Annotated in this window: 22 protein-coding genes and 2 pseudogenes; 15 read left to right on the forward strand and 9 right to left on the reverse strand. The window is 72.3% G+C overall.

The window, feature by feature from the left end:
* Window positions 1–130 precede the first annotated feature (130 nt).
* From ACZ7HT_RS28250 to ACZ7HT_RS28260, 3 genes and pseudogenes are all read left to right on the forward strand, one after another.
* Window positions 131–802, forward strand: coding sequence for a GntR family transcriptional regulator (locus ACZ7HT_RS28250; RefSeq protein ID WP_471171091.1), 672 nt, complete (start codon window positions 131–133; stop codon window positions 800–802).
* Window positions 803–968: 166 nt separating this feature from the next.
* Window positions 969–1342 (forward strand): annotated as a pseudogene (locus ACZ7HT_RS28255) (DedA family protein); the annotation flags it as partial.
* A pseudogene (locus ACZ7HT_RS28260) lies at window positions 1339–1512 on the forward strand (LuxR C-terminal-related transcriptional regulator); the annotation flags it as partial. The pseudogenes ACZ7HT_RS28255 and ACZ7HT_RS28260, both read left to right, overlap by 4 nt.
* Window positions 1513–1587: 75 nt before the next feature.
* On the opposite strand, the gene ACZ7HT_RS28265 reads toward ACZ7HT_RS28260, so the two are convergent.
* From ACZ7HT_RS28265 to ACZ7HT_RS28290, 6 genes are all read right to left on the reverse strand, one after another.
* Window positions 1588–2001 carry a tautomerase family protein gene (locus tag ACZ7HT_RS28265; RefSeq protein ID WP_471171093.1) on the reverse strand — a complete coding sequence of 138 codons (414 nt, stop codon included), beginning with the start codon at window positions 1999–2001 and terminating at the stop codon, window positions 1588–1590.
* A 79-nt stretch (window positions 2002–2080) separates the two neighbouring features.
* Window positions 2081–3028 carry a DMT family transporter gene (locus ACZ7HT_RS28270; protein WP_471171095.1) on the reverse strand — a complete coding sequence of 316 codons (948 nt, stop codon included), beginning with the start codon at window positions 3026–3028 and terminating at the stop codon, window positions 2081–2083.
* Between the two features lie 157 nt (window positions 3029–3185).
* A complete protein-coding gene (locus tag ACZ7HT_RS28275) occupies window positions 3186–4097 on the reverse strand; it encodes a LysR family transcriptional regulator (protein ID WP_471171097.1) in 912 nt (303 codons plus the stop codon).
* A gap of 82 nt (window positions 4098–4179) precedes the next feature.
* Complete coding sequence (locus ACZ7HT_RS28280; RefSeq protein WP_471171099.1) at window positions 4180–5553, reverse strand: hypothetical protein; 1374 nt, start codon at window positions 5551–5553, stop codon at window positions 4180–4182.
* A 17-nt stretch (window positions 5554–5570) separates the two neighbouring features.
* A complete protein-coding gene (locus ACZ7HT_RS28285) occupies window positions 5571–6521 on the reverse strand; it encodes a hypothetical protein (protein ID WP_471171101.1) in 951 nt (316 codons plus the stop codon).
* 51 nt (window positions 6522–6572) lie between these two features.
* The gene (locus ACZ7HT_RS28290; RefSeq protein ID WP_471171103.1) at window positions 6573–7058 is read right to left on the reverse strand and encodes a hypothetical protein; all 486 of its coding nucleotides are present in this window, start codon (window positions 7056–7058) and stop codon (window positions 6573–6575) included.
* 665 nt (window positions 7059–7723) lie between these two features.
* Here ACZ7HT_RS28290 and ACZ7HT_RS28295 point away from each other — a divergent pair.
* The 4 genes from ACZ7HT_RS28295 to ACZ7HT_RS28310 all read left to right on the forward strand — a co-directional run bounded on the left by ACZ7HT_RS28295 (window position 7724) and on the right by ACZ7HT_RS28310 (window position 12435).
* Window positions 7724–8950, forward strand: a complete 1227-nt coding sequence (locus tag ACZ7HT_RS28295; RefSeq protein WP_471171105.1) for an RCC1-like domain-containing protein — start codon at window positions 7724–7726, stop codon at window positions 8948–8950.
* 14 nt (window positions 8951–8964) lie between these two features.
* Window positions 8965–10122, forward strand: coding sequence for an RCC1 domain-containing protein (locus ACZ7HT_RS28300; RefSeq protein ID WP_471171108.1), 1158 nt, complete (start codon window positions 8965–8967; stop codon window positions 10120–10122).
* Between the two features lie 15 nt (window positions 10123–10137).
* A complete protein-coding gene (locus ACZ7HT_RS28305) occupies window positions 10138–11319 on the forward strand; it encodes an RCC1 domain-containing protein (RefSeq protein ID WP_471171109.1) in 1182 nt (393 codons plus the stop codon).
* 117 nt (window positions 11320–11436) lie between these two features.
* The gene (locus ACZ7HT_RS28310) at window positions 11437–12435 is read left to right on the forward strand and encodes a TAXI family TRAP transporter solute-binding subunit (RefSeq protein ID WP_471171111.1); all 999 of its coding nucleotides are present in this window, start codon (window positions 11437–11439) and stop codon (window positions 12433–12435) included.
* Window positions 12436–12476: 41 nt separating this feature from the next.
* Here the strand turns inward: ACZ7HT_RS28310 and ACZ7HT_RS28315 are convergent, their stop codons facing one another.
* Complete coding sequence (locus tag ACZ7HT_RS28315; RefSeq protein WP_471171113.1) at window positions 12477–13871, reverse strand: sensor histidine kinase; 1395 nt, start codon at window positions 13869–13871, stop codon at window positions 12477–12479.
* Window positions 13872–13889: 18 nt separating this feature from the next.
* The gene (locus ACZ7HT_RS28320; protein ID WP_471171115.1) at window positions 13890–14603 is read right to left on the reverse strand and encodes a response regulator transcription factor; all 714 of its coding nucleotides are present in this window, start codon (window positions 14601–14603) and stop codon (window positions 13890–13892) included.
* Window positions 14604–14897: 294 nt separating this feature from the next.
* On the opposite strand from ACZ7HT_RS28320, the gene ACZ7HT_RS28325 reads away from it, so the two are divergent.
* The 8 genes from ACZ7HT_RS28325 to ACZ7HT_RS28360 all read left to right on the forward strand — a co-directional run bounded on the left by ACZ7HT_RS28325 (window position 14898) and on the right by ACZ7HT_RS28360 (window position 21332).
* Window positions 14898–15683 (forward strand): amino acid ABC transporter ATP-binding protein, encoded by a 786-nt coding sequence (locus ACZ7HT_RS28325; protein ID WP_471171117.1) that lies wholly within the window; start codon window positions 14898–14900, stop codon window positions 15681–15683.
* A 55-nt stretch (window positions 15684–15738) separates the two neighbouring features.
* Window positions 15739–16557 (forward strand): glutamate ABC transporter substrate-binding protein, encoded by an 819-nt coding sequence (locus ACZ7HT_RS28330; RefSeq protein ID WP_471171119.1) that lies wholly within the window; start codon window positions 15739–15741, stop codon window positions 16555–16557.
* Window positions 16558–16678: 121 nt separating this feature from the next.
* On the forward strand, window positions 16679–17353 hold the full coding sequence (locus ACZ7HT_RS28335) for an amino acid ABC transporter permease (protein ID WP_471171121.1): 675 nt from the start codon (window positions 16679–16681) through the stop codon (window positions 17351–17353).
* Window positions 17350–18240 carry an amino acid ABC transporter permease gene (locus ACZ7HT_RS28340; protein WP_471171123.1) on the forward strand — a complete coding sequence of 297 codons (891 nt, stop codon included), beginning with the start codon at window positions 17350–17352 and terminating at the stop codon, window positions 18238–18240. The genes ACZ7HT_RS28335 and ACZ7HT_RS28340 overlap by 4 nt, the downstream gene beginning before the upstream one ends.
* A gap of 220 nt (window positions 18241–18460) precedes the next feature.
* Window positions 18461–20134 (forward strand): FAD-dependent monooxygenase, encoded by a 1674-nt coding sequence (locus ACZ7HT_RS28345; RefSeq protein ID WP_471171125.1) that lies wholly within the window; start codon window positions 18461–18463, stop codon window positions 20132–20134.
* 47 nt (window positions 20135–20181) lie between these two features.
* A complete protein-coding gene (locus ACZ7HT_RS28350) occupies window positions 20182–20253 on the forward strand; it encodes a putative leader peptide (RefSeq protein ID WP_310851512.1) in 72 nt (23 codons plus the stop codon).
* A 90-nt stretch (window positions 20254–20343) separates the two neighbouring features.
* Window positions 20344–20928 (forward strand): cupin domain-containing protein, encoded by a 585-nt coding sequence (locus ACZ7HT_RS28355; protein WP_471171127.1) that lies wholly within the window; start codon window positions 20344–20346, stop codon window positions 20926–20928.
* A complete protein-coding gene (locus ACZ7HT_RS28360; RefSeq protein WP_471171129.1) occupies window positions 20925–21332 on the forward strand; it encodes a rhodanese-like domain-containing protein in 408 nt (135 codons plus the stop codon). The genes ACZ7HT_RS28355 and ACZ7HT_RS28360 overlap by 4 nt, the downstream gene beginning before the upstream one ends.
* A 48-nt stretch (window positions 21333–21380) precedes the next feature.
* Here ACZ7HT_RS28360 and recX read toward each other — a convergent pair whose 3' ends face one another.
* Complete coding sequence (gene recX, locus ACZ7HT_RS28365) at window positions 21381–21947, reverse strand: recombination regulator RecX (RefSeq protein WP_471171131.1); 567 nt, start codon at window positions 21945–21947, stop codon at window positions 21381–21383.
* Between the last annotated feature and the right edge of the window lies 1 nt (window position 21948).

A 21948-nucleotide genomic window follows, 5' to 3' on the forward strand; every position in this document is an offset into this window, starting at 1 on the left:
CACAGGGTGAGACGTCGAGCGCGGCGGGGCCCCGAGCCGCGTTTCGGTATACCAAAGCAGCGAGCCGAGGGGTCGTCAAGCGTTTGGTATACCGTGACCGCATCGATACGGATCGATACGGGGAGGGCACATGACCGAGACCGAAGGCGCCGCGACCATCTCCAGCGGCGGCGGCGGCTGGCTCCGCGACCAGGTCTGCGAGGGGCTGCGGGACCGCATCATCGACGGACGGCTGCGGCCGGGGGACCGGCTCGTCGAGCGCGATGTGGCCGAGGAGTTCGGGGTCTCCCGCGTCCCGGTGCGCGAGGCCATCCGCATCCTGCTCGGCGAGGGCTTCCTGCACGCCCTCTCGCCGCGCCGGATCGTCGTCCGGGAACTCTCAGGGCAGGACGTGGAAAACCTCTTCGACCTGCGCGAGGCCCTGGAGGTGCTTGCCGCCCGCAGGGCCGCCGAGCGCCGCACGGAGACCCAACTCGAAGAGCTCCGCGCCCTGTTGGAGGAAGCGCGCAAGGTGACGCTGTCCGGGCGTCCGGAGCGCGTCTCCCGCGCCAACGCCGCCTTCCACCACCACATCGTGGAACTCGCGGGCAACGACATGCTCGCCGCCACCCTGGAGTCCCTGGAGGGACGCCTCCGCTGGCTCTTCCAGCAGATCGACGACCCCGGCTCCCTCTGGGCGGAGCACCGCACGCTGTACGAGGCGATCGCCGCGGGCGACGCCGACGCGGCGGCCGCCTGCTCCCTCCGCCACATCCGCCACTACCGCGAGGTGGCGCTCGGGCTGCTCTTCGACGGGACGTGAGCGCGGGCGGGCCCGCCGCACCCTGCGGCTTTCCGCAGGGTGGCCGGGCGGAAAGCCTCGTACCGGCGGCGATCCGGGATTCCTAGCGTGAAGTGGTGCCGGGGCGAGGGGAGTTGACAGACACCCCTGGGCCCCGGGAAATCGCCTGCCACCCCGGAGACCCACCATGCCCGTCACCGCGCTCGTCACTCATCCGCCCCTCCCCCTGGCCCTGGCCGGGGAGCCCGCCGACGGATTCGCCGGCTGGGCCGCCGGGCTCGTCGACACGATGGGCGGACCCGGCGCGGGGCTCGCCATCGCGCTTGAGAACCTCTTCCCGCCGCTGCCCAGCGAGGTGATCCTGCCGCTGACCGGCTTCGCCGCCGGGCGGGGGGTGATCAGCCTGGTCTCGGCGCTGCTTGGACGACGCTCGGCTCGGTGACCGGGGCGGTCGCCCTCTACTGGATCGGCGCGCTCTTCGGGCAGCGGCGGATGCACGCGCTCTGGGCCCGGCTGCCGCTGGTGAGGGCGTCCGATCTGGAGCGCACCGAGCGGTGGTTCTGGAGGTGCTGGCCCAGGGCTACACGAACGCGGCCATCGCCCGCCGACTGCACCTCTCGCTGAGCGCGGTGGAGAAGTACCTGGGCGTCGTCTTCGACAAGCTGGAGCTGCACCGGACCGACGGCTACGGCCGCCGGATCCTGGCCGTGCTGCGCTACCTGGAGGCCTGAACCCACTCGCTCGGCACCTCCTCGGTGTGCCCGCCCGGAAGCGGGGCGCGGACCCGAGCACCGGACGGGGTGCGATCAGGAGGTCGCCTCGGCGACGAGTTCGTCGATCTTCGCGCGGCGGGTCAGTCCGCCGTTCACGGCCCAGTTCCCCTCCGGGATCTCGTTCACGACGAGCCAGACGACGGTGTCGGGGCCGGTCGACGCCCGCACGTGCCGGGTGACCTCGACCGCCAGCGCCTCGTTGCGTTCGGGCGTGAGGAAGCCCTCCAGGGGCGTGACGACGACGAGGACGCCCGGGGGGCGGCCGGCGCCGGTGGTGGCGAGCCCCTTGGCGGCCTCGCGGACGTACACCCAGGTGGCGGCGGCGAAGAACTCGGTGAGGGGCAGTCCCATGGCCGTCAGCACGGAATCGGCGACCTGCTGCCGCAGGACCTCCGCGGCGGCCTCGGACAGGGTGCCCTCGGGGACGGTTATCTCGACGAGCGGCATGACGATTCCCTTTCATCACGGGGTGGGGCGAGACGGACGGCCCGGTATGTCCGGGTCCTGCTGAAGACGCCGGGTCCGGCTAGTCAGCTGCTGCCGGAGCCGGTACGGGGGCAGCGGTCCCGGGGGCGGCGGTCCCGGGGGCCGGTTCGGCCGCCGGGCGGGGCTTGCGGCGGAGCAGGCCGGTGGCGGCGAGCACCGCCACCGCGCCCAGCCACGCGGTCCAGCCGAGCGGCTCGCGCAGCACGACGGCGCCGAGGACGACGGCCACCGCGGTCATCAGGTAGGTGACGGTGGAGGCGACCGTGGGCCCGTCCTTGATGATCAGCTCGAAGTTGAGCAGCGCGGCGAAGCCGGTGCAGACCACGCCGAGGACGAGGACCGAGACGACCGAGTCGGCGCGCCAGGTCACGGACTGGAGGCCGAGGAACGGGAAGGCGGCGAGGAGCAGCACGGTCGCGGCGCCGAGCTGCCCGCCGGCCAGCATCAGCGGCGGAACGCCCCTGCCCACGAGGAACCTGCCCATGTACGCGAAGCTGGCGCCGAAGCTGATCGAACCGAGGACGAAGCAGAGGATGCTCCAACCGGTGCCCGCCGAGGCGGCGTTCCAGGGGGAGGCGATGAGCGCGGTGCCTCCGAGGCCGAGGAGCACACCGCCGGCCTTGAAGGCGGACACCCGCTTCTCCTGGCCGAGGAGCAGAGCGGCCGCGAGGGTCCAGATGGGCGCGCTGCCGTTGACGACGGCGGCGACGCTGCTGGATCCGGCGATCTCGCCCTCGGCGTAGAGGGTCCAGGGGACGGCGTTGCCGAGGAGCGCGGCGACCGTCAGATGCCCCCAGGCGGCGGGCTCCTTGGGCAGCCTGAGGCCCTTCGCGTAGCCGATGGCGAGGATGACGACGGCGCCGAGGGCGAGCCGGATCAGCACCATCTGGACGGGCGAGAAGCCGTATCCGGCGATCTTGATCCACAGGAAGACGGAGCCCCAGACGAGGCTCAGCGCGGCCAGCCGCGCGTACGTGGCTCTGGACATGGGTGTACCTGCTCCAGGGGAGGGCAAGGGGAGAAGAGAGGGACGCGCGAAGTGGTCCGCGCTACGGGTTCGAGCCTGGCAGCGGCGGACGGGCGGGTCCAGCAACGGCTCGTGGACGGTACCTTCCACGAGCCGTTGCGCATGACGTTCCGCCTGGTCAGGCGGCGACGGCCGCCGTGGCCACGGTGCGGAGCGCGTCCAGGACGGCGGCGATCTCCGGGGAGGTCTGGCTGCCCTCCCGTACGACCGCGAAGACCGTGCGGGACGGGGCCCGCTCACTGAAGGCGCGGATCGTCACCTCGGGCCGCGGCGCCGGCCTGGCCGTCCGCGGGACGAGCGCGACGCCGAGGCCGAGCCGCACCGCCGCGAGCGTGGCGTCCCAGTCGCCGATGGCGTGCGAGGCCCGCGGGGTGAACCCGGCGGCCGTACAGGCGGCGACGCCGGTGTCGTGGCACATCCCGGTCGTCGCGAAGATCCAGGTCTCCTCGGCGAGGTCGGCGAGGAGCAGCCGGGGGCTGTCGAGGAGGCGGTGGCCCTCCGGCAGGGCGATGTCGAAGGGGTCGTCGCAGAGCGCGATCCGGTGGAAGCGCGGGTCGTCGCCGGCCGCCCCCGCGGTGTCCGCGAAGATGACGACGTCCGTCTCCCCCCGGTGCAGCAAGGAGAAGCTCTCCGGCGGGTCGACCTCGGCCAGCGAGGTCCGCAGCAGCGGCCGGCTCTCCCTCAGCCGGGCCACGGCGGGCAGGATCAGCGCCGAGAGCGTGGTGGAGAAGCCGGCCACCGCGACCTCGCCGCTCTCGCCGCTGCCGTGCGCGGCGAGTTCGGCGCGCATCTGCTCGACCTGGGTGAAGACGGCCTCGGCGTGCCGGAGCACGATCCGCGCCGCGCCGGTGAGGCGAAGCCGGCGCCCGGACGGTTCGGTGAGCGGGACGCCCAACTCCCGTCCCAGGGCGCTGATCTGCTGCGAGACGGCCTGCGGGGTGAGGTGGAGGGCCTGGGCGGCCGCGCTGACGGTGCCGCGCTCGCTGAGCTCCCTGAGCACGCGCAGCTTCCGCAGGTCCGGATCGGCCACGTCCCGCACCCCTCCCCCGCTCTCCGTCAGCCCTTCGTCATCGTACGCAGCCGGCGTCCACGTCGATGGCCTCCTTCCGTGGTCACTTCAGCGGCAGGCTCCGGGCCGAGGCGCGGACGCCCGGGGCGGTCGGCGCCGGGGCCTTGAGGAGGCCCTTGTCGCTGGAGCTCGCGGGCGCGGTCGCCCCCACCGGGGTGGTGGTCATCGGACGGGCGGCGGCGCAGCGCTGCTTCTCGGCCTCGGACATGGGTCCGGTGCGCTGGAGGAGCCGGTCGGGCACGGCGCGGGAGGGTCCGTCGACGACGGCGTGCAGCCGGTAGTCGTCCTTCTTGCTGACGAACCAGCCCTCGACGCGCTCGCGGCTCGGCTGCAGTTCGACCCAGCTGACCTCGCCGGGCTGGATCCGCTCCACCACCGTCCGCTGGTCGCTGCTGAACCACTGCCAGGGCCGCTGCCAGCCCTGCTCGTAGGCGAGGGCGAACTGGGTGGCCATCGGCCGCTCCTTGATCCGCTTCTCGTCCTCCTCCCGCACCCCGCTCGTGGGCAGCCGGGCCACCTCCGGGAGCGCGAGCCCGGCCTCGGCGTACGTCTGGGAGATGCTGTCGTGGCTGCGCTCGGCGTACGAGAGGAGCCGGCTGTGCTCCAGGGTGTTCCGGGTGCAGTTGACGAAGGCCTCGCCGACGACCCGCGCCTCGTCGTAGTAGCGGAACGAGGTCCGGGCGTCCGGCCGGAAGACGCAGGCGTTCTCGCCGTTGCAGGCGGCGGCCGCGTTGTGCAGGCTGCTCTCGCGTTCGTTGCCCTTGTACGCCTCCGAGGTGCCGAGGCGCGTCTTGTCGACGGTCTTGTCGAGGGCGGGCGGCACCTCGACGGCGCGGATGCGGGCGATCATCGGCGTACAGGTCACGTGGGTGCGGGAGTCGGTGACGCGTGACGTGAAGGTGAGCATCGGCTCGTTCTCGCCGGCCGTGAAGACGTAGGCGCGTCCCGTCCAACGTCCCTTGCCGGGCGTGCCCTTGACCCGGTCGGGGTCGCCTGCGGTGGTGACCTCCCGGACGGGGCCGCCGGAGCCTTCCACCGCGTACGGCTGGCCGTCGGCGACCTGTGGGCCGGTGCACTCCTTGGAGACGGCGGGGCTGTCCTCGTAGGTCACGGTGACCTCGGCCCCGGCGCGGACCCCGCGGAGCCGCTGGCGGAGGGTGTTGCCGTCCTTCTGGAGGGCGACGCCGTGGGAGGCGTCGGTGCGGCCCGAAGCGGTGGGCGAGTAGCGCTGGTTGAGGCCGGTCCAGAAGTCGATGCCGACGGTCGTGGGGCCGTCGCCCTTCATGACGGGGTCGGCGAAGTCGCCGTTGAGGACGGCCACGTCCTGCTCGGCGGGGGCGGCCGAGACGGGAAGGGCGGGCAGCAGCAGTCCGGCGGCCCCGAGGACGACGAGGGCGGAGAGCGTGGTGCGGTTCATGGTGTTCTCCTCCCGGATCAGGAAGCGTCGGCGGGCAGTTCGACGACGCGCTTCGGCTCGGCGCCCACGGGCACCGCCCGCGCGGCGGGGACCTCGGCGGCGGAGGGCGGACCGGACGCGGGGGCAGGGGCGGGGCCGGGGGCCGGGGTGGGGGCGGTGGGTCCGGTGGGCCGTGTGCCGTTGCAGAGGCCGGCGGGGGCGGCGTACGTCTGGGCGACGAACATGCTGCTGGAGACCGACGAGGGGCTGTCCACCGCGATGTTGAGGATCCGCTGCCCGTTCCTGCCGATGAGGCTGCCGACCACGCGCCGCATGGAGATGCTCGCGCCGAAGACGAGCATGTCGTGCGCGTTGACGGTGGACTTGTAGACGGTCGTCTCGGTGTTCTCGACGGTCCAGGACCGGGAGTACGTGGCCTTGAACGCGGCCTCGAAGGCGAGTTTGGCGCTCAGGGAGCCGGCCACCTTGCCGCCCGCGGCGACGCTGGTCTTCGTGCCGTTCGTCGAGGTCGGCCCGTCCTTGAGGTTGGGGGTCTTGTTCTCGCTGGTGATGTCGTTGGTGAGGTTCGTGGTGACCTCGCCGGAGGCGGAGACCGTGCCCTCGGCGGCGATCTTCCCGGAGATCTCGCCGCCGATGTTGTCGGTGCTGCTGATCCTCAGGTTGACCGTCCGCTCGACGGCCATGTCGTTCTGGGTGCAGTTGACCACCGCGTTGCCGAGCGACTTCACGGAGGTGACGTACTCACGGCCCAGCTTCGGGTCGATCTTGAACGTACAGGCGGAGCGCTGGGAGCCGCAGTACTTCAGCACGTCGCCGACCTCGGCCGGGCGCCCGTCGGCGGTGAGGGCGCGGGGGACGGGGACCTCGCCCGGCCCCGCGTCGTCGGCGACGGCGGGTGGGGCGAGCAGGGTGAGCGGCGCGGCGAGGACGAGCGCGGGCAGGACGGCGCGGGGACGGCGCGGAGGCATGGGGGAGGAACCCTTCGGAACGTGGGGCATGGGGGCGGATAGCGGACGGCGTCAGGAGCCGAGGAGGGAGCAGAGCTGATCGACCGGGAAGGGGGACTGTCCCGGGTCGCCGGAGCCCTGCGGCAGGGAGCCGGGGAAGTCCGTGCAGGTGGAGGTCACGGCGGACTGCGCGTTGTCGGCGGGCTCGGGCTCGAACGTGGAGATGGTCTCGGTCATGTCCTTGACGCCCTTCTCCTCGGCGGCGCCCTGGCCGGAGGTCAGCTTGCCCATGCAGGAATCGGAGCCGGGCGGGCACTCGTCGATCTTCTTGCCGACGTCCTTGATGTCCTTGTCGGCCTTGCCGGCCGCCTCCTGGGTCTTCTTCTGCTGTTCCTCGATCTCCTTCGCCTCCTTGGCGTTGGCCTCCTTGTCCAGGCAGGCCTGGTCGTCGGGCTTGCACTCCTCGCCGTACGCGACGGGGGCCAGGGGCAGGGCGAGAGCGGCGGCGAGGACGGCGGCGGACAGCACACGGCGTGCCGACACCTTCAGTGCGGGCATGGGAACTCCCTTGAGACAGAGGTGAGTTGACGAGCTCGGAAGGGGACGCCAGGGGCGGACAGGGGACTGTCCTCAAGATCACCGAGCGTGACTCGACGCTAACCGCCGGGGCCCCGGCGTCACCGCAGGACACACGGCGCGGCGCGCGCCGACGGGCCCGCTCACCACTTCGGCGGAGCGCATTCGAGGCCGCCTTGAGGGGCCGGACCAGGGACCTTCACGGGCCGGCCGGAGGGCCCGCCCGTCCATCCTTTCGCGGGGATTCCGGGGCGGGAACGTGAGGGCGGGCGGCCGTACGCGGCGGGGGCCTTCACTCCCCCGGACGCCGCCGTTCGGCGGCCCGCCGGAACCGGCCACCGGAGCCCTCCGCGAGCCGGTTCCGGGCCCGAATGCGCCCCTGGAACGGCGACCCCGAACGGGTGTCCGTCAGACGGGTGTTTCAGCGGCTCCGGCTCGCCGCGGTGATCGTTCTCGGCCAGTCTGATCTTGTGCCCGGCGGCCCGTCCCGGCCGCCGCACCCGGCCTTGGCACCCCATGCCCAAGGCACCGGCACGGCCTGTCCGCATGACCCGCGCCCGTCCGCGCGCACCTCCGCCTCCCCCGCGGAGCCGCCGGCCGACCGGGCGCAGCGCTCCCGTATGTCCCCATCGAAGGAGAGCAGAGCCATGTCCCGTACACGCCGCAGTCCCCTGCGTACCCCCTCCCGCGGCCTACCGTTCGCCGCCGCCGTCCTCACGGCCGCCGCGCTCGCCGCCGTCCCGGCGCTCGCCCCCGCCGCGAACGCCAACGAGGGCAACCCGACCGTGCTGAGCTGGGGCGCCGGCCGCACCGGTCAGCTCGGCAACGGCACCCTGTCCGACAGCCTCAGCCCGACCTCGGTCACCAGCCTCTTCCGCGGCGACGTCGACCAGATGTCGGCCGGCGGCACGTCCTCGGCCGACTCGTTCGTCCTCGCCAGGACCGACAAGACGGTCAAGTCCTGGGGCCACAACTCCTCCGGCCAGCTCGGCAACGGCGGCAACACCAACCAGGCCGTGCCCACCACCGTCCCGCGCCTGACCAACATCAAGGACATCGCGGCCGGCGGGAAGCACGCCCTGGCCCTCGACACCAACGGCCAGGTCTACTCCTGGGGCGACAACGCCTACGGCCAGCTCGGCAACAACCGCACCGGCGACAGCCGTACGGTCCCCGACCGCGTCCAGGGCATGCCGAAGGTCAAGCAGATCTCGGCCGGCTGCGACTTCAGCCTCGCCCTCCTGGAGAACGGCAAGGTGTACGCCTGGGGCCGCGGCATCCACGGCCAGCTCGGCACCGGCAACCGCGCCACCAGCTCCGTGCCCCGACAGGTGCAGGGCCTGGAGAACATCGTCGAGATCGACGCGGGCTGCTACCACGCGCTCGCGCTGACCGCCGACGACACGGTGAAGTCCTGGGGCTACAGCCTCTACGGCCAGCTCGGCAACTCCTCCACCAAGTCCTCCACGACCCCCGTCGACGTCGACTGGCTGGAGGGCGTCTCCGACATCGAGGCGGGCGCCTGGCACAACTACGCCAAGACGAGCGACAGCCACGTCTACGGCTGGGGCAACAACCAGTACGGCCAGCTCCTTGAGGGCGACGAGGCCTTCGGCGACAACATCTCCCGCACCAACCGCACCGCCCCCGTCGAGATCCCGCGCCTTGAGGGCGTCCAGCACCTCGCGGCCGGCGCCCGGCACGGCGTCGCCGTCACGGCCGACGACGTCTTCGCCTGGGGCCACAACGGCGAGGGCCAGCTCGGCAACGGCACGACGGTCCCCCGCTTCGAGTCGGTGAAGATCCTCAACGAGGGCTCGGCGATCAAGGACGTGGCCGTCTCGCTGGGCGGCAACACGACGTACGCGTACTGAGGCCGGTGACCGGCATGACGTACGCGTATCTACGCGGTGTCGTCGCGGCCCTCGCCCTGACCGCCCTCACCGCCGTCCCCGCCCACGCCGAACCCAGCGATCCGTGGGTACGGGCCTGGGGCGCGAACGCCGCAGGCCAGCTCGGCAACGGCACCACGCTCGTCCAGCAGACCCCGGCCGACGTCCAGGGCCTGGCCCGGGCCGACGTCCGCGAGCTGGCGGGCGGCGGCTGGACCGACAGCAGCGCCTTCGCGGTCGCCCTCCTGAACGACGGCACGGTCCAGGCCTGGGGCGGCAACTCCAAAGGCCAGCTCGGCGACGGCACCACGACGGACCGGTCCTTCCCGGCCGCTGTCGCCGGCCTCTCCGGGGTGTCCCAGGTAGCCGCCGGATACCACTTCGGATACGCCGTCCGCGGCGGACGGGTCCTCTCCTGGGGAGACAACACCTACGGGCAGCTCGGCGACGGCTCGACGACGGGCACCAACCGCCCTGTCGCCGTCCAGAGCCTGAACCGGGTCGCCGACATCGCCGCCGGCTGCTACCACGCCGTCGCCCTCCGCGAGGACGGCACGGTCTGGACCTGGGGGCAAAACAATTCCGGCCAGCTCGGCCTCGGTGCCAACGACAACCGGAACACACCTCAGCGGGTCCCCGGACTCACGGACGTGGTGGAGGTCGCCGCCGGCTGCAACCATTCGCTCGCCCGCTTGGCGGACGGCTCGGTGAAGGCCTGGGGCTACAACACCAACGGGCAGCTGGGGAACGACAGCACCGCGCACAGCTCCGTCCCCGTCGACGTCCCCCACCTCGACGACGTCGCCCGGATCTTCGCCTGCGCCTACCACAGCTTCGCCGTCCTCGACGACGGAGCCGTACGCGCCTGGGGCTGGAACGGCCGAGGCCAGCTGGGGGACGGCAGCACCGTCTCCCGCACCACCCCCGTCCCTGTCCCCGCCCTGACCGACGTCCTCGGCCTGGCCGGAGGCTACAGCCACACCATCGCCGTCCTCGCCGACGGCTCCGTCCTCGGCTGGGGCGAGAACGACACCGGCCAGCTCGGCGACGCCTCCACCACGGGCTCCACGACCCCCGTCGTCGCCCTGCCCCCGGGCAGCGGCGCGACCCGCGTCGCAGCCTCCACCGTCGGCAGGTCCAGCTACGCCTACTGACCTCGAAAGGTCCCCATGAAACTCCCCGCACGTATCACCTTGCTCACCGCCCTGACGGCGGCCACCGCCCTCGCCGCCCCCTGCCTGACGGCCCACGCCGCCGGCACCGACCCCTGGATCCGCGCCTGGGGCGAGAACGCCCAGGGGCAGCTCGGCAACGGCAGCGTCCTCGCCCAGCAGACCCCCGCCGCCGTCACCGGCATCACCCGTGACGACGTCCGCGAGCTCTCCGGCGGCGGAGGCGGCACCGGCACGACCGCCAACCCCTTCGCCGTCGCCCTCCTCAAGGACGGCACCGTCAAGACCTGGGGCTCCAACGCCACCGGCCAGCTCGGCAACGGCACCCTCACCGCCCAGTCCTTCCCCGCGACCGTCGCCGGCCTCTCCGGCGTCAGCGAGGTCTCCGCGGGCCTCAACCACGTCCTCGCCGTCAAGGGCGGCCGGGTCCTCGCCTGGGGCAGCAACGCCTCGAAGCAGCTGGGCACCGGCCAGGACACCACCAACCCGTACAAGGCCCCGATCCCCGTACAGAGCCTGGACAAGGTCAAGGACGTCGGCGCCGGGTGCGACTTCAGCGTGGCGCTCCGGCAGGACGGCACGGTCTGGACCTGGGGCAAGGGCGACAACGGACGCCTCGGCACCGGCAACAACACCACCCGCGAGACCCCGCAGAAGGTCCCGGACCTCGTCGACGTCGAGTCGATCGCCGTGGGCTGCGACCACGTCCTCGCGCTCACCGCCGACGGCATCGTGAAGGCCTGGGGCAAGGGCGCCGAGGGCCAGCTCGGCAACGACTCGACCACCGACAGCAACAAGCCGGTGGACGTCGCGTACCTCGACGCCGTGGCGAAGGTCTTCGCCACCTCCGCGTCCGGCTTCGCCGTCCTCGACGACGGCAGCCTGGCCGGCTGGGGCAAGAACACCGACAAGCAGCTCGGTGACGGCACGAACGCCAACCGCACCACGCCGGTCGTCCTGGACGCGATCAAGGGCGTCCAGAGCATCTCGGGCGGCGCCGACTTCACGGTGGCCGCGCTCGACGACGGCTCGGTGATCGGCTGGGGCGCGAACGCGGCCGCGCAGCTCGGCGACGGCACCACGACGGCGCCGCCGGGCACGACCGTGGCGCTGCCGCCCGGCAGCGGCATCACCCAGGTCGCCACGACGATGACGGGCAAGTCCGCCTTCGCCTACTGACGGGCTCCGCGGTCGGATCCCGGAGGCCCGTGCGCGCACCCGCACGGGCCTCCGGCACCGGCCCCGGCACAGGCGGTCCCTGGCCAGACGCACCGGCGACCTGGCAGGATCGCAGGCATGCCCGCCGCACTCTCCCGTACCGCCCGCCGCCGTGTCCTCGCGGTCGCGGCCGCGCTGCTCGCGCTGTGCGGGGTGCTGGTGTGGTGGCTGGTTCCGTTCGGCTCCCCCGCCCCGAGCGGCTCGGTCACGTTCAGTACGGGTGTCCCCACCGGCGTCTACCAGCAGTACGGGCAGCTCCTCAAGAGCGCCCTGGCGCAGGACCTGCCCAGGGTGTCGATAACGCTCAAGGACAGCGAGGGCTCCCAGCAGAACCTGGCCCGGGTCGCCACGGGCGAGGCCGACTTCACGGTCGCGACGGCCGACGCGGTGGCCCAGTACCAGCGCGAGCGCAGGCCCGGCTTCGAGCGGCTGCGCGGCTGCGCACGCCTCTACGACGACTACGTCCAGCTCGTCGTGCGCAAGGGCTCCTCGGTGCGGACGGTCAAGGACCTGCGCGGGCTCCGGGTCGGGGTCGGCCAGGCCGGCTCCGGCGTGCGGCTGATCGCCGACCGGGTCCTCGCGGCGGCGGGCCTGACCCCGGACCTGGACGTCCGGCCGGTCTCCGCGGGCATCGACACGATGCCGGGGCTCATGGAACGGGACGAGCTCGACGCCTTCTTCTGGTCCGGCGGACTGCCCACCGAGGCGGTGCAGAAGCTGTCCGAGCGCCTTCCGATCCGGCTGATCCCGCTGGAAGGGCCGCTGGTCGACCGGCTGCACGAGGCCGGCGACTCGACCCGCTACTACCGGTCGGGGGTGATCCCGGCGGACGCGTACGACAAGGCGCAGGACGGCCGGCCGATCGAGACCCTGGCGGTGGCGAACCTCCTGGTCACCACGGTGGACGCCGATGACGACCTGGTCGAGGGCTTCACCCGTACGGTGATCAGGAGCCGCGACGGGATCGGCCGCCAGGTCCACCCGGCCCAGCTGGTGGACCTGCGCACCGCCGTCTACACCGAGCCCCTGAAACTCCACGACGGCGCCCGCCGCTACTACCAGTCGGTGAAGCCCTAGGGGGTGTCCGGCGGCCCCGGCCATGATCCGCCAGACAGGCCCTAGCGTTCTGGTGCGTGGCGCGGGACCGTGACCGTCACCCGGAGCCCGTGCGGCTCGTTCGGGGCGAAGGTCACGCCTCCGCCGCCCGCCGTGAGCAGGACGCGCGCGATGGAGAGGCCGAGGCCCGAGCCCTTGATGTTCTGGTGATGGCCGGAGCGCCAGAAGCGGTCGCCGACGCGGCCGAGCTCCTCCTCGGTGAGGCCCGGCCCCTGGTCGGCGACGACGACGGCGACGGTCGACCGGTCCGAGGCGACCGTGACCGTGACCTCCTCCCCCGCGGGGGTGAACTTCAGCGCGTTGTCGATCACCGCGTCGAGGGCGCTGGAGAGCGCCACCGGGTCGGCCCAGGCGGTGACCGCCCCGCACTCCCCGGTCAGCGTGACGCCCTTGTCCTCGGCGACCGGGTGCCAGGACGCGACCCGCTCGGCGGTGAGCGCGCCGACGTCGGTGAGCCGCAGCTCGGCGGCCGCGTGCTCGGCGAGCGCGAGGTCGAGGAGGTCGTCGAGGACCTGGGCGAGGCGCTTGCCCTCGGTCCGTACGGAGGCGATCTCCTCGTTGCCCTCGGGGAGCTCCAGGGCGAGGAGCTCGATCCGCAGGAGCAGCGCGGCGAGCGGGTTGCGCAGCTGGTGGGAGGCGTCGGCGACGAAGGCCCGCTGCTGTTCGAGCGCGTCCTCGACGTTGTCGGCCATCTCGTTGAACGAGTGGGCGAGGCGCCGCAGTTCGGGCGGTCCGCCGGTGGCGGCGACGCGGGATTTCATCCGGCCGGTGGCGATGTCGTGGGTGACGGCGTCGAGGACCCGGACCGGTCGGAGGACCCAGCCGGTGAGCCGGAAGGCGGCGCCGACGGCGAGCAGCATCGCGGCGGCCTCGCCCGCGAAGATCAGCAGCCAGCCGCGCAGGATGCGGGAGCGGAGCTGTCCGGTGGGCGAGTCGGTGACGACGACGGCGACGACGTCCCCGTCGCGGACGACGGGGGAGGCGATGGTGAGCCGTGCGTGGCCCTGCCAGGGCCAGACCTGCAGCGGGTCGTGGCTGCGGCGGCCGAGCAGTGCCTCGTTGAAGGCGCGCCTGCCCTCTCCTGCGTACGGGACGGCCCAGTCCTCGGGGGCGGCGGTCATGGCGCGGTTGTCGCGGTAGAAGATCCCGGCGCGGATGCCGTACACGTCGTGGTAGCTGGCGAGTTCGCCGCTGAGCGTGGCGCGCCGCTCGTCGGTGCCGGGGCTGCTCTCGCTGACGAACTGGGCGAGGGCGGCGAAGCGCGCGGCGTCGTCGAGCCGGTCGACGACGACCCGCTGCTGCTCGGCCGCGGCGAGGCTGGCGGCCAGCGGGAAGCCGAGGGCGAGCAGCACGCCGGCCATCAGCACGATGAGCAGCGGAAGGAGTCGGGTGCGCACGTCGGGAGCCGTCCGGCGTTACGCCGCGGGAGCGACGAGGCGGTAGCCGACGCCCCGTACGGTCTCGATCAGGGCGGGCATGCGCAGCTTGGAGCGCAGGGAGGCGACGTGCACCTCCAGGGTGCGGCCGGTCCCCTCCCAACTGGTGTGCCAGACCTCGCTGATGATCTGCTCGCGGCGGAAGACGACGCCGGGCCGCTGGGCGAGGAGGGCGAGGAGGTCGAACTCCTTGCGGGTGAGCGGGACGCTCTCGCCGTCGACACTGACCCGGCGGGTGGGCAGTTCGACGGTGACGGAGCCGAGCCGCAGCACGGTTCCCTCGGCGGCGCCCGCGGTCCCCGCGGTCTCCTCGGCTCCGGCGCGGCGCCGGCTGACGGCGTGGATCCGGGCGAGGAGCTCGCCGGGGTCGTAGGGCTTGACGACGTAGTCGTCGGCGCCGAGGTTGAGCCCGTGGATCCGGGAGCGCACGTCTCCGCGCGCGGTCACCATGATCACCGGGGTGGCGGTGAGCTTCCGGATGCGGCCGCAGACCTGGTAGCCGTCCTGGTCGGGCAGTCCGAGGTCGAGCAGGATCACCCCGTACGAGGGACGCTCGCCCTGCGCGGTGGGCAGGACGGCGTGGAGGGCCTCCTCGCCGTTGCGGGCGTGGGTGACCGTGAAGCCGTGCTTCGCGAGGATCGCGGAGAGTGCGGCGGCGACGTGGTCGTCGTCCTCGACGAGCAGCAGTCGCATGCGTACCTCCTCCGTGAAGATTGCTTCGTGATCTTGGGGTGACTGTCGATGGCGGCTCTCTGTGTACCAGGTGCCACCAGGGCATGAACACCGAACATGGGTGTCACAGTCAAGTGTCCCCCTGTTACGCCGGGGTTTCCGTTATGGACCCGGTACGGCCCGGCCGTCACCCTTCACACTCTGTGCCCGATTGCGGCCGTATCGTTATCCTCAATTTCCGCTCAGATGTGATGACGGTCGTCACATCGGGTCTCTAGTGTCCTCCCCAACCGAGGAGGACGGAGCAAAAAGCCGATGAGCGGAGAGTCAGTGTCCAAGAGTCCCGAGGCCACCCCGCGTGCCGCGGACGACCTGGTCGTACTGTCCGACGTGAACAAGCACTTCGGCGCACTGCATGTCCTCCAGGACATCGATCTGACGATCACCCGCGGCGAGGTCGTGGTCGTCATCGGACCCTCCGGGTCCGGCAAGTCGACGCTGTGCCGCACGATCAACCGGCTGGAGAGCATCGACTCCGGCACCATCACCATCGACGGCAAGCCGCTGCCGCAGGAGGGCCGGGAGCTCGCCAGGCTGCGTTCCGACGTCGGCATGGTCTTCCAGTCGTTCAACCTCTTCGCGCACAAGACGGTGCTCGAGAACGTGATGCTGGGCCAGATCAAGGTCCGCAAGACGGAGAAGAAGGCCGCCGAGACCAAGGCCCGGGCCCTGCTCGACCGGGTCGGCGTCGGCACGCAGGCGGACAAGTACCCCGCCCAGCTCTCCGGCGGCCAGCAGCAGCGCGTGGCGATCGCCCGCGCGCTGGCCATGGGCCCGAAGGTCATGCTCTTCGACGAGCCGACCTCGGCCCTGGACCCGGAGATGATCAACGAGGTCCTGGAGGTCATGCAGCAGCTGGCCCGGGACGGCATGACGATGGTGGTCGTGACCCACGAGATGGGCTTCGCGCGCTCCGCCGCCAACCGCGTCGTCTTCATGGCCGACGGAAAGATCGTCGAGCAGGCGACACCCGAGGAGTTCTTCAGCAACCCGCGCAGTGACCGGGCCAAGGACTTCCTGTCCAAAATCCTTCACCACTGAGCGAGTTGACGACCTAGTCTTCCCCACTCACGCCTACTCAAGGGAACTTTCCTCCATGAAGCTTCGCAGCACCGCCGCCGCCGCGGCCGTCGTCGTCCTCGCCCTGACCGCCACGGCCTGCGGCAGCGGCTCCGACTCCGGCAGCAACGGCGACAAGATCACCATCGGCATCAAGTTCGACCAGCCGGGCCTGGGCCTGAAGACCCCGGACGGCACGTACGCCGGTTTCGACGTCGACGTCGCCAAGTACGTGGCGAAGGAGCTCGGTTACTCCGAGGACAAGATCGACTGGAAGCAGGCGCCGAGCGCCGAGCGCGAGAACCTGATCAAGAACGGTGACGTGAAGTTCGTCGTCGCCAGCTACTCGATCAACGACAAGCGCAAGAAGGAGGTCGACTTCGCGGGTCCGTACTTCCTGACCCACCAGGACCTCCTCGTCCGCGCCGACGACAAGTCGATCACCAAGGTCGAGGACCTCAACTCCAAGAAGCTCTGCTCGGTCACCGGCTCGACCTCCGCGCAGAACGTCAAGGAGAAGCTCGCCCCGAAGGCCGACCTCCAGCAGCTCGGCGGCTACTCCGAGTGCCTCACCGGCCTGGAGAACAAGGCCGTCGACGCCCTCACCACGGACGCCTCGATCCTCGCGGGCTACGCCTCGCAGAAGGAGCTCCAGGGCAAGTTCAAGCTCGTCGGCCTGAAGATGAGCGACGAGAACTACGGCATCGGCCTGAAGAAGGGCGACGACGAGCTGCGCGGCAAGATCAACAAGGCGCTGGAGAAGATGGTCTCCGACGGCACCTGGGAGAAGCTCGTCAAGGCGAACTTCGGCCCCTCCGGCTACAAGTACGAGGCCGCGCCGAAGGTCCAGAACTGACCCACCCCGCACGACGCCGTGACGGCCGCCCCGCACTCGGGCGGCCGTCGCACCGGCACCGGCCGCCGCCCACGCGGCGGCCTCCACACCGACCGACCACCAGGGGAGAGCGCGGGGCATCGTGTTCGACTTTCTTGATTCCGGGCAGTACGACCTGCTCGGCGCCTTCTGGGTGACGGCTCAGCTCGCCCTCTACTCGGCGATCGGCTCGCTGGTCTGGGGCACCGCCCTGGTCGCCATGCGGGTCAGCCCGGTCCCGCTGATGCGGGGCTTCGCCACCGCGTACGTCAACATCGTCCGGAACACTCCGCTGACGGTGGTCCTCGTCGCCTGCCTGCTGGGCCTCAACCAGACCCTGCGCATCACGCTCGGCGCGGAAAGCTTCGAGGACATCGGCTTCCGCCTCGCCGTCCTCGGGCTCGTCGCCTATACCGGCACCTTCGTCTGCGAGGCGGTGCGCTCGGGCATCAACACCGTGCCGCCGGGCCAGGCCGAGGCCGCCCGCGCGCTGGGCCTGAGCTTCACCCAGGTCCTCCGGCTCGTGATCCTCCCGCAGGCCTTCCGCGCCTCGGTGACCCCCCTCGCCAACGTCCTGATCGCCCTCACCAAGAACACCACGGTGGCGGCCGCGATCGGCGCCGCCGATGCCTCGCTCCTGATGAAGACGATGCTCGAGAACGAGACCGACGCGCTCTTCACCGTCTTCGCGATCTTCGCCTTCGGCTTCATCGTCCTCACCCTCCCCACCGGCCTGGTCCTCGGCTGGGCGGCCAAGCGACTGGCGGTGAAGCGATGAGCTCCGTCCTGTACGACACCCCCGGCCCGCGCGCGAAGCGGCGCAACGTCGTCTACACGATCGTCTTCCTCGCGGTCCTCGCCCTGGTGGGCTGGTGGGTGCTCGACGCCCTGAACGCCAAACACCAGCTGGACGCGGACAAGTGGAGCCCGTTCGTCACCGACTCCAAGGTCTGGACGACGTACCTGCTACCCGGCCTCACCGAGACCCTCAAGGCCGCCGCGCTCTCCATCGTCATCGCGCTGCCGCTCGGCGCGGCCCTCGGCATCGGCCGGCTCTCCGACCACCGCTGGGTACGCGTGCCCGTCGGCGCGGTCGTGGAGTTCTTCCGCGCCATCCCGGTCCTGCTCCTGATGATGTTCGCCCACCAGGTCTACCGGGAGTTCACGACCGTCAGCTCCGACTTCCGCCCGCTGTACGCGGTCGTCACCGGCCTGGTGCTCTACAACGCCTCCGTCATCGCCGAGGTCGTCCGGGCCGGCGTGCTCACCCTGCCCCGCGGCCAGGGCGACGCGGCCGTCGCGCTCGGCATGCGCAAGGGCCAGACCATGCTGTACGTCCTGCTGCCGCAGGCCGTGACCGTCATGCTCCCGGCCCTGGTCAGCCAGCTCGTCGTCATCGTCAAGGACACCGCGCTCGGCGGCGCCCTGCTCGGCTTCGGAGAGCTGCTCAGCCAGAACCGGCAGATCACGGCCAACTACGGCGCGAACACGATCGCCACCCTCGTGGTCATCGCGCTCCTCTACATCGCCCTCAACTTCCTCCTCACCACCCTCGCGAGCCGTCTCGAGAAGCGGCTGCGGCAGGGCAGGAAGTCCCCCTCGGTGACCCTCCCCGCCCAGGCGGGAGCCGCCGACGTGAAGTCGGAAGCCGTCAGCGGCGCCTGACGACCAGAAGGTCCGCGGGCCGGAGCTGCCAGAAATGGTCAGACAAGCCCCTCGGGGTGGGCCGGAGCGGTACTGATCCCAGGTCAGCCGCACCGCGCCCACCCCGTCGCTTGACGCGGGCACCCTCAGTGGGTTGCATACGGTCTGTGATCAACCACCGGGCCCGTGCCACACTCAGCTGTGCTGCCCCCATGACCGTCCGGCCTACAGGAGCCGCGCCGTGGACCCGGTGATCATCGTGGGCGCGGGGCCGGTCGGCCTCGCGCTCTCCCTCGCGCTCGCCGCGCAGGGCGTGCCCAGCGTCGTCCTCGACGAGGGCACCGGCAAGGAGGAGCCCCGCCCGGCGCGGAGCGTCGTCCTGCGGGCCGACATGGCCGCGATGGTCGAGCGGCTCGGCTGCACGACCCTCCGTGACGAGGGTGTCCGCTGGATCGGCTGGCGCGGCATGCGCCGCCGCCAGGAGGTGCGCCGGCTCACCCTCGACCTGGGGCTCGGCGGCACGGAGGAATGGTCCGAGGACCCCGACGCGCCCGCCTCCCCGGCCGCCCCGCTGCACATCCCCCAGCACGCCCTGGCCCGCGGACTGCGCGACGCCATCTCCCGGCAGAAGCTGATCCGGCTCGTCACCGAGTCCCGGCTCGACACCATCGAGCAGGACCGGGACGGCGTCGTCGCCCACACCCGCGGCCCCGAGGGCACCTGGTGGCGCGGCAGCCACCTCGTCGGCTGCGACGGCGCCCGCTCGACGGTACGCAAGCTGCTCGGCATCCGTTTCCCCGGCCGCACGGCGGTCGAGCGGCACGCGGTCGCGGCGCTGCGCACCGAACTCCCGTGGCCCGGCGAGGCCCTGCTGCACCGTCAGCCCCCGTGGCGCGGCGCCGCCGAGGAGATCACCGCCCGCCCGCTGCCCGACGGGGTGTGGCGGATCGACTGGCTGCTGCCGCCCCGCGGCGACCTGGTCACGCCGGACGCGCTGGTCGCGCGCATCCGCGAGACCCTGGCCGGCTGGTGCGACGGCATGACGCCCCCGTACGAACTCATCGACACCGGCGTCCACACCCTGCACCACCGGCTCGCCCGCCGCTGGCGGGTCGACCGGGTCCTCCTCGCCGGGGACGCGGCACACCTGCTCGGCGCGGTCGGCACCCAGGGCCTCGACGAGGGCCTGCGGGACGTGGACAACCTCGCCTGGAAACTCGCCCACACCTGGCACCACGGCGGCTCGGACCGGCTGCTCGACAGCTACCAGAGCGAGCGGCGGACGGCCGTCGCGACCCGGCTGCGCGCCGCGGACCAGTCGCTGCCGGTGCTGCGCGGCGGCGGGGGCCTGCGGACGTACCTCCCCGGGGCCGGCCGCGGCCATGACGCCCTGCTGACCGACGGCCACGTGGGGCGCGGCCCGCTCGGCGCGCCCCCGGCGTACCCCCACTCCCCCCTCGCGCCCCCGTACACCGAGGGACAGACGCCCGTGGGCACCCCGGCGGGCGCCCCGGTCGAGGACGTCCGGGTGACCGCCCCCGACGGCACGACCGTACGGCTCAGGGACCGGCTCGGCCAGGGCCGCCTCCTGGTCCTCCTGGTCGCCCCCGGCACCGGCGTGTGGGACCGGCGCCACTGGCGCACCGCGGGGGTGATGCCCCGGCTCGAAGAGGCGGTCGAGGCGCTCCCGGTGAAGGCCGAGGTGCTGGTGACGGAGGCCTATCCGGGGGCCCCGGCCCACGCCGTCCTGCTCGTACGGCCCGACGGGCACCTCGTCGCCGCCTTCTCCGGGGTCCGCCCGGAGGAGCTGTACGCGGCGGCGGACGCGGCCCGCGGCGGCGCGGCCGCGGAGGATCCCGCCGAGGAGGCCGCGGAGGCGCCCGTGGCGAGCGACCACACGGCGGACATGCATTGATTCACGCAGGCGCGCATGGTGTACTCCGGAGCGTGACCGACACCGATGTGCGCCTGTGGCGGAGGGTCCATATGGACCTGCTCCGCTATGCGGGCTGCGTGTGTCGCCCGTCCTGCTGATCTCGCCCTGCCCCCGCGCGCCCCGCCACTGACGCACGCCCGTGCGCCGTGCGCCGTCGCGCGCTCTTTCGCGATCTCAGGACGGTCACCGTGCCTCAACACGTCACCACCCCGCTCCCCTCCTCCCTCTCCTCCTCCTCCGCCTCCTCCGCCTCCTCCGCCTCCTCCGCCTCCTCCGCCTCCGGCCCGACCTCGTCCGAACTCCTCGACTTCGTGCGGCGTACGGCGGCCGACCGGGAACTCGTCGACTCCCTGCCGCTCGACCCCGAAGGCCGTACCTGGGTGCGGCTCGACGGCCCCGGCGGCAGCGAGGCCTGGCTCATCGGCTGGCCTCCCGGCACCGGCACCGGCTGGCACGACCACGCCGAGTCGCTGGGCGCCTTCGCGACCGCGCGTGGCACCCTGACCGAGAACGCGCTCGCGGTCCGCCTGCCGGCGAGCGGCTGGAAGACCCTGGAACTGGCCGACGGACTCGACCGCTCCCGGCGCCTGTCGGAGGGCACCGGCCGCGCCTTCGGCCAGCACCATGTGCACGAGGTGCTCAACGAGTCCACGGACACCCACGCGGTGTCGGTGCACGCCTACCATCCGCCGCTCCCGCTGATCCGGCGGTTCAGCCGGACGGGCGCGGTGCTCCGTCTGGAGCAGGTCGAGCGTCCGGAGGAGTGGCAGTGAGCGAAGAGCACGTGGGCATCGACGAACTCCTGGAACGGGTCAGGTCGGGCCTCGACCGGATCGAGCCCCGGGCCGCGTACGAGGCGTACGAGGCGGGTGACGCACTCCTGGTGGACACGCGCTACGCGGCCCTGCGGGAGCGGGACGGCCTGATCCCGGGCGCGCTGGTCGTGGAGCGCAACGAACTGGAGTGGCGGCTCGACCCCCAGGGCAGCCACCGCGCGCCGGAGGCCGCCGACCACGACGTACGTGTGGTGGTCTTCTGCAACGAGGGCTACGCCTCCTCCCTCGCGGCCGAGTCCCTCCGCCGCCTGGGCCTGCACCGGGCGACGGACCTCGTCGGCGGCTTCCAGGCCTGGAGGTCGGCCGGCCTCCCGGTCCTGCCCCCACCCACCGACGTCTGACCCCGACCGGACGAGTCCTTCTGTCCCCCCGCGGCAGAAGGACTCGTCTCAGAAGGGCTCGTCCAGGCCGTCCGTCTCCTCGCCCTCGGCCTCCAGGGCCTGGCGGACGACTCTGAGGGCCATGCCCTCCGGGTACCCCTTGCGGGCGAGCATCCCCGCGAGCCGTCTCAGGCGACGGTCGCGGTCGAGGCCACGGGTGGCGCGCAGCTTGCGGTCCACGAGCTCGCGCGCCGTGGCCTCCTCCCGCTCGGAGTCGAGCTGCTCCACCGCCTCCTGGATGAGCGTCGGCTCGACGCCCTTGGTGCGCAGCTCCCGGGCGAGTGCCCGGCGGGCGAGGCCCCGGCCGTGGTGGCGGGACTCCACCCAGGCCCCGGCGAAGGCGGCGTCGTCGATGAGGCCGACGTCCTCGAAGCGGGAGAGGACCTCCTCCGCCACCTCATCGGGGATCTCCCGCTTGCGCAGCGCGTCGGCGAGCTGCTTGCGCGTGCGGGGGCTTCCGGTGAGCAGGCGCAGGCAGATCGCGCGCGCCCGCTCGGCCGGATCCTGGGGTGACAGCTCCTTCTCGGCCCTCGACGAGTCGGAGCTGTCACCCGGCCATTCGGTGCGCCCGGTCACC

It is taken from the genome of Streptomyces sp. NPDC037410, assembly GCF_055602235.1.

Coding starts and splice junctions, on each gene's coding strand:
- ACZ7HT_RS28250 (WP_471171091.1), top strand. CDS start 131: ATGACCGAGACCGAAGGCGCCGCGACCATCTCCAGCGGCGGCGGCGGC.
- ACZ7HT_RS28265 (WP_471171093.1), bottom strand. CDS start 2,001: ATGCCGCTCGTCGAGATAACCGTCCCCGAGGGCACCCTGTCCGAGGCC.
- ACZ7HT_RS28270 (WP_471171095.1), bottom strand. CDS start 3,028: ATGTCCAGAGCCACGTACGCGCGGCTGGCCGCGCTGAGCCTCGTCTGG.
- ACZ7HT_RS28280 (WP_471171099.1), bottom strand. CDS start 5,553: ATGAACCGCACCACGCTCTCCGCCCTCGTCGTCCTCGGGGCCGCCGGA.
- ACZ7HT_RS28285 (WP_471171101.1), bottom strand. CDS start 6,521: ATGCCTCCGCGCCGTCCCCGCGCCGTCCTGCCCGCGCTCGTCCTCGCC.
- ACZ7HT_RS28290 (WP_471171103.1), bottom strand. CDS start 7,058: ATGCCCGCACTGAAGGTGTCGGCACGCCGTGTGCTGTCCGCCGCCGTC.
- ACZ7HT_RS28295 (WP_471171105.1), top strand. CDS start 7,724: ATGTCCCGTACACGCCGCAGTCCCCTGCGTACCCCCTCCCGCGGCCTA.
- ACZ7HT_RS28300 (WP_471171108.1), top strand. CDS start 8,965: ATGACGTACGCGTATCTACGCGGTGTCGTCGCGGCCCTCGCCCTGACC.
- ACZ7HT_RS28305 (WP_471171109.1), top strand. CDS start 10,138: ATGAAACTCCCCGCACGTATCACCTTGCTCACCGCCCTGACGGCGGCC.
- ACZ7HT_RS28310 (WP_471171111.1), top strand. CDS start 11,437: ATGCCCGCCGCACTCTCCCGTACCGCCCGCCGCCGTGTCCTCGCGGTC.
- ACZ7HT_RS28320 (WP_471171115.1), bottom strand. CDS start 14,603: ATGCGACTGCTGCTCGTCGAGGACGACGACCACGTCGCCGCCGCACTC.
- ACZ7HT_RS28325 (WP_471171117.1), top strand. CDS start 14,898: ATGAGCGGAGAGTCAGTGTCCAAGAGTCCCGAGGCCACCCCGCGTGCC.
- ACZ7HT_RS28330 (WP_471171119.1), top strand. CDS start 15,739: ATGAAGCTTCGCAGCACCGCCGCCGCCGCGGCCGTCGTCGTCCTCGCC.
- ACZ7HT_RS28340 (WP_471171123.1), top strand. CDS start 17,350: ATGAGCTCCGTCCTGTACGACACCCCCGGCCCGCGCGCGAAGCGGCGC.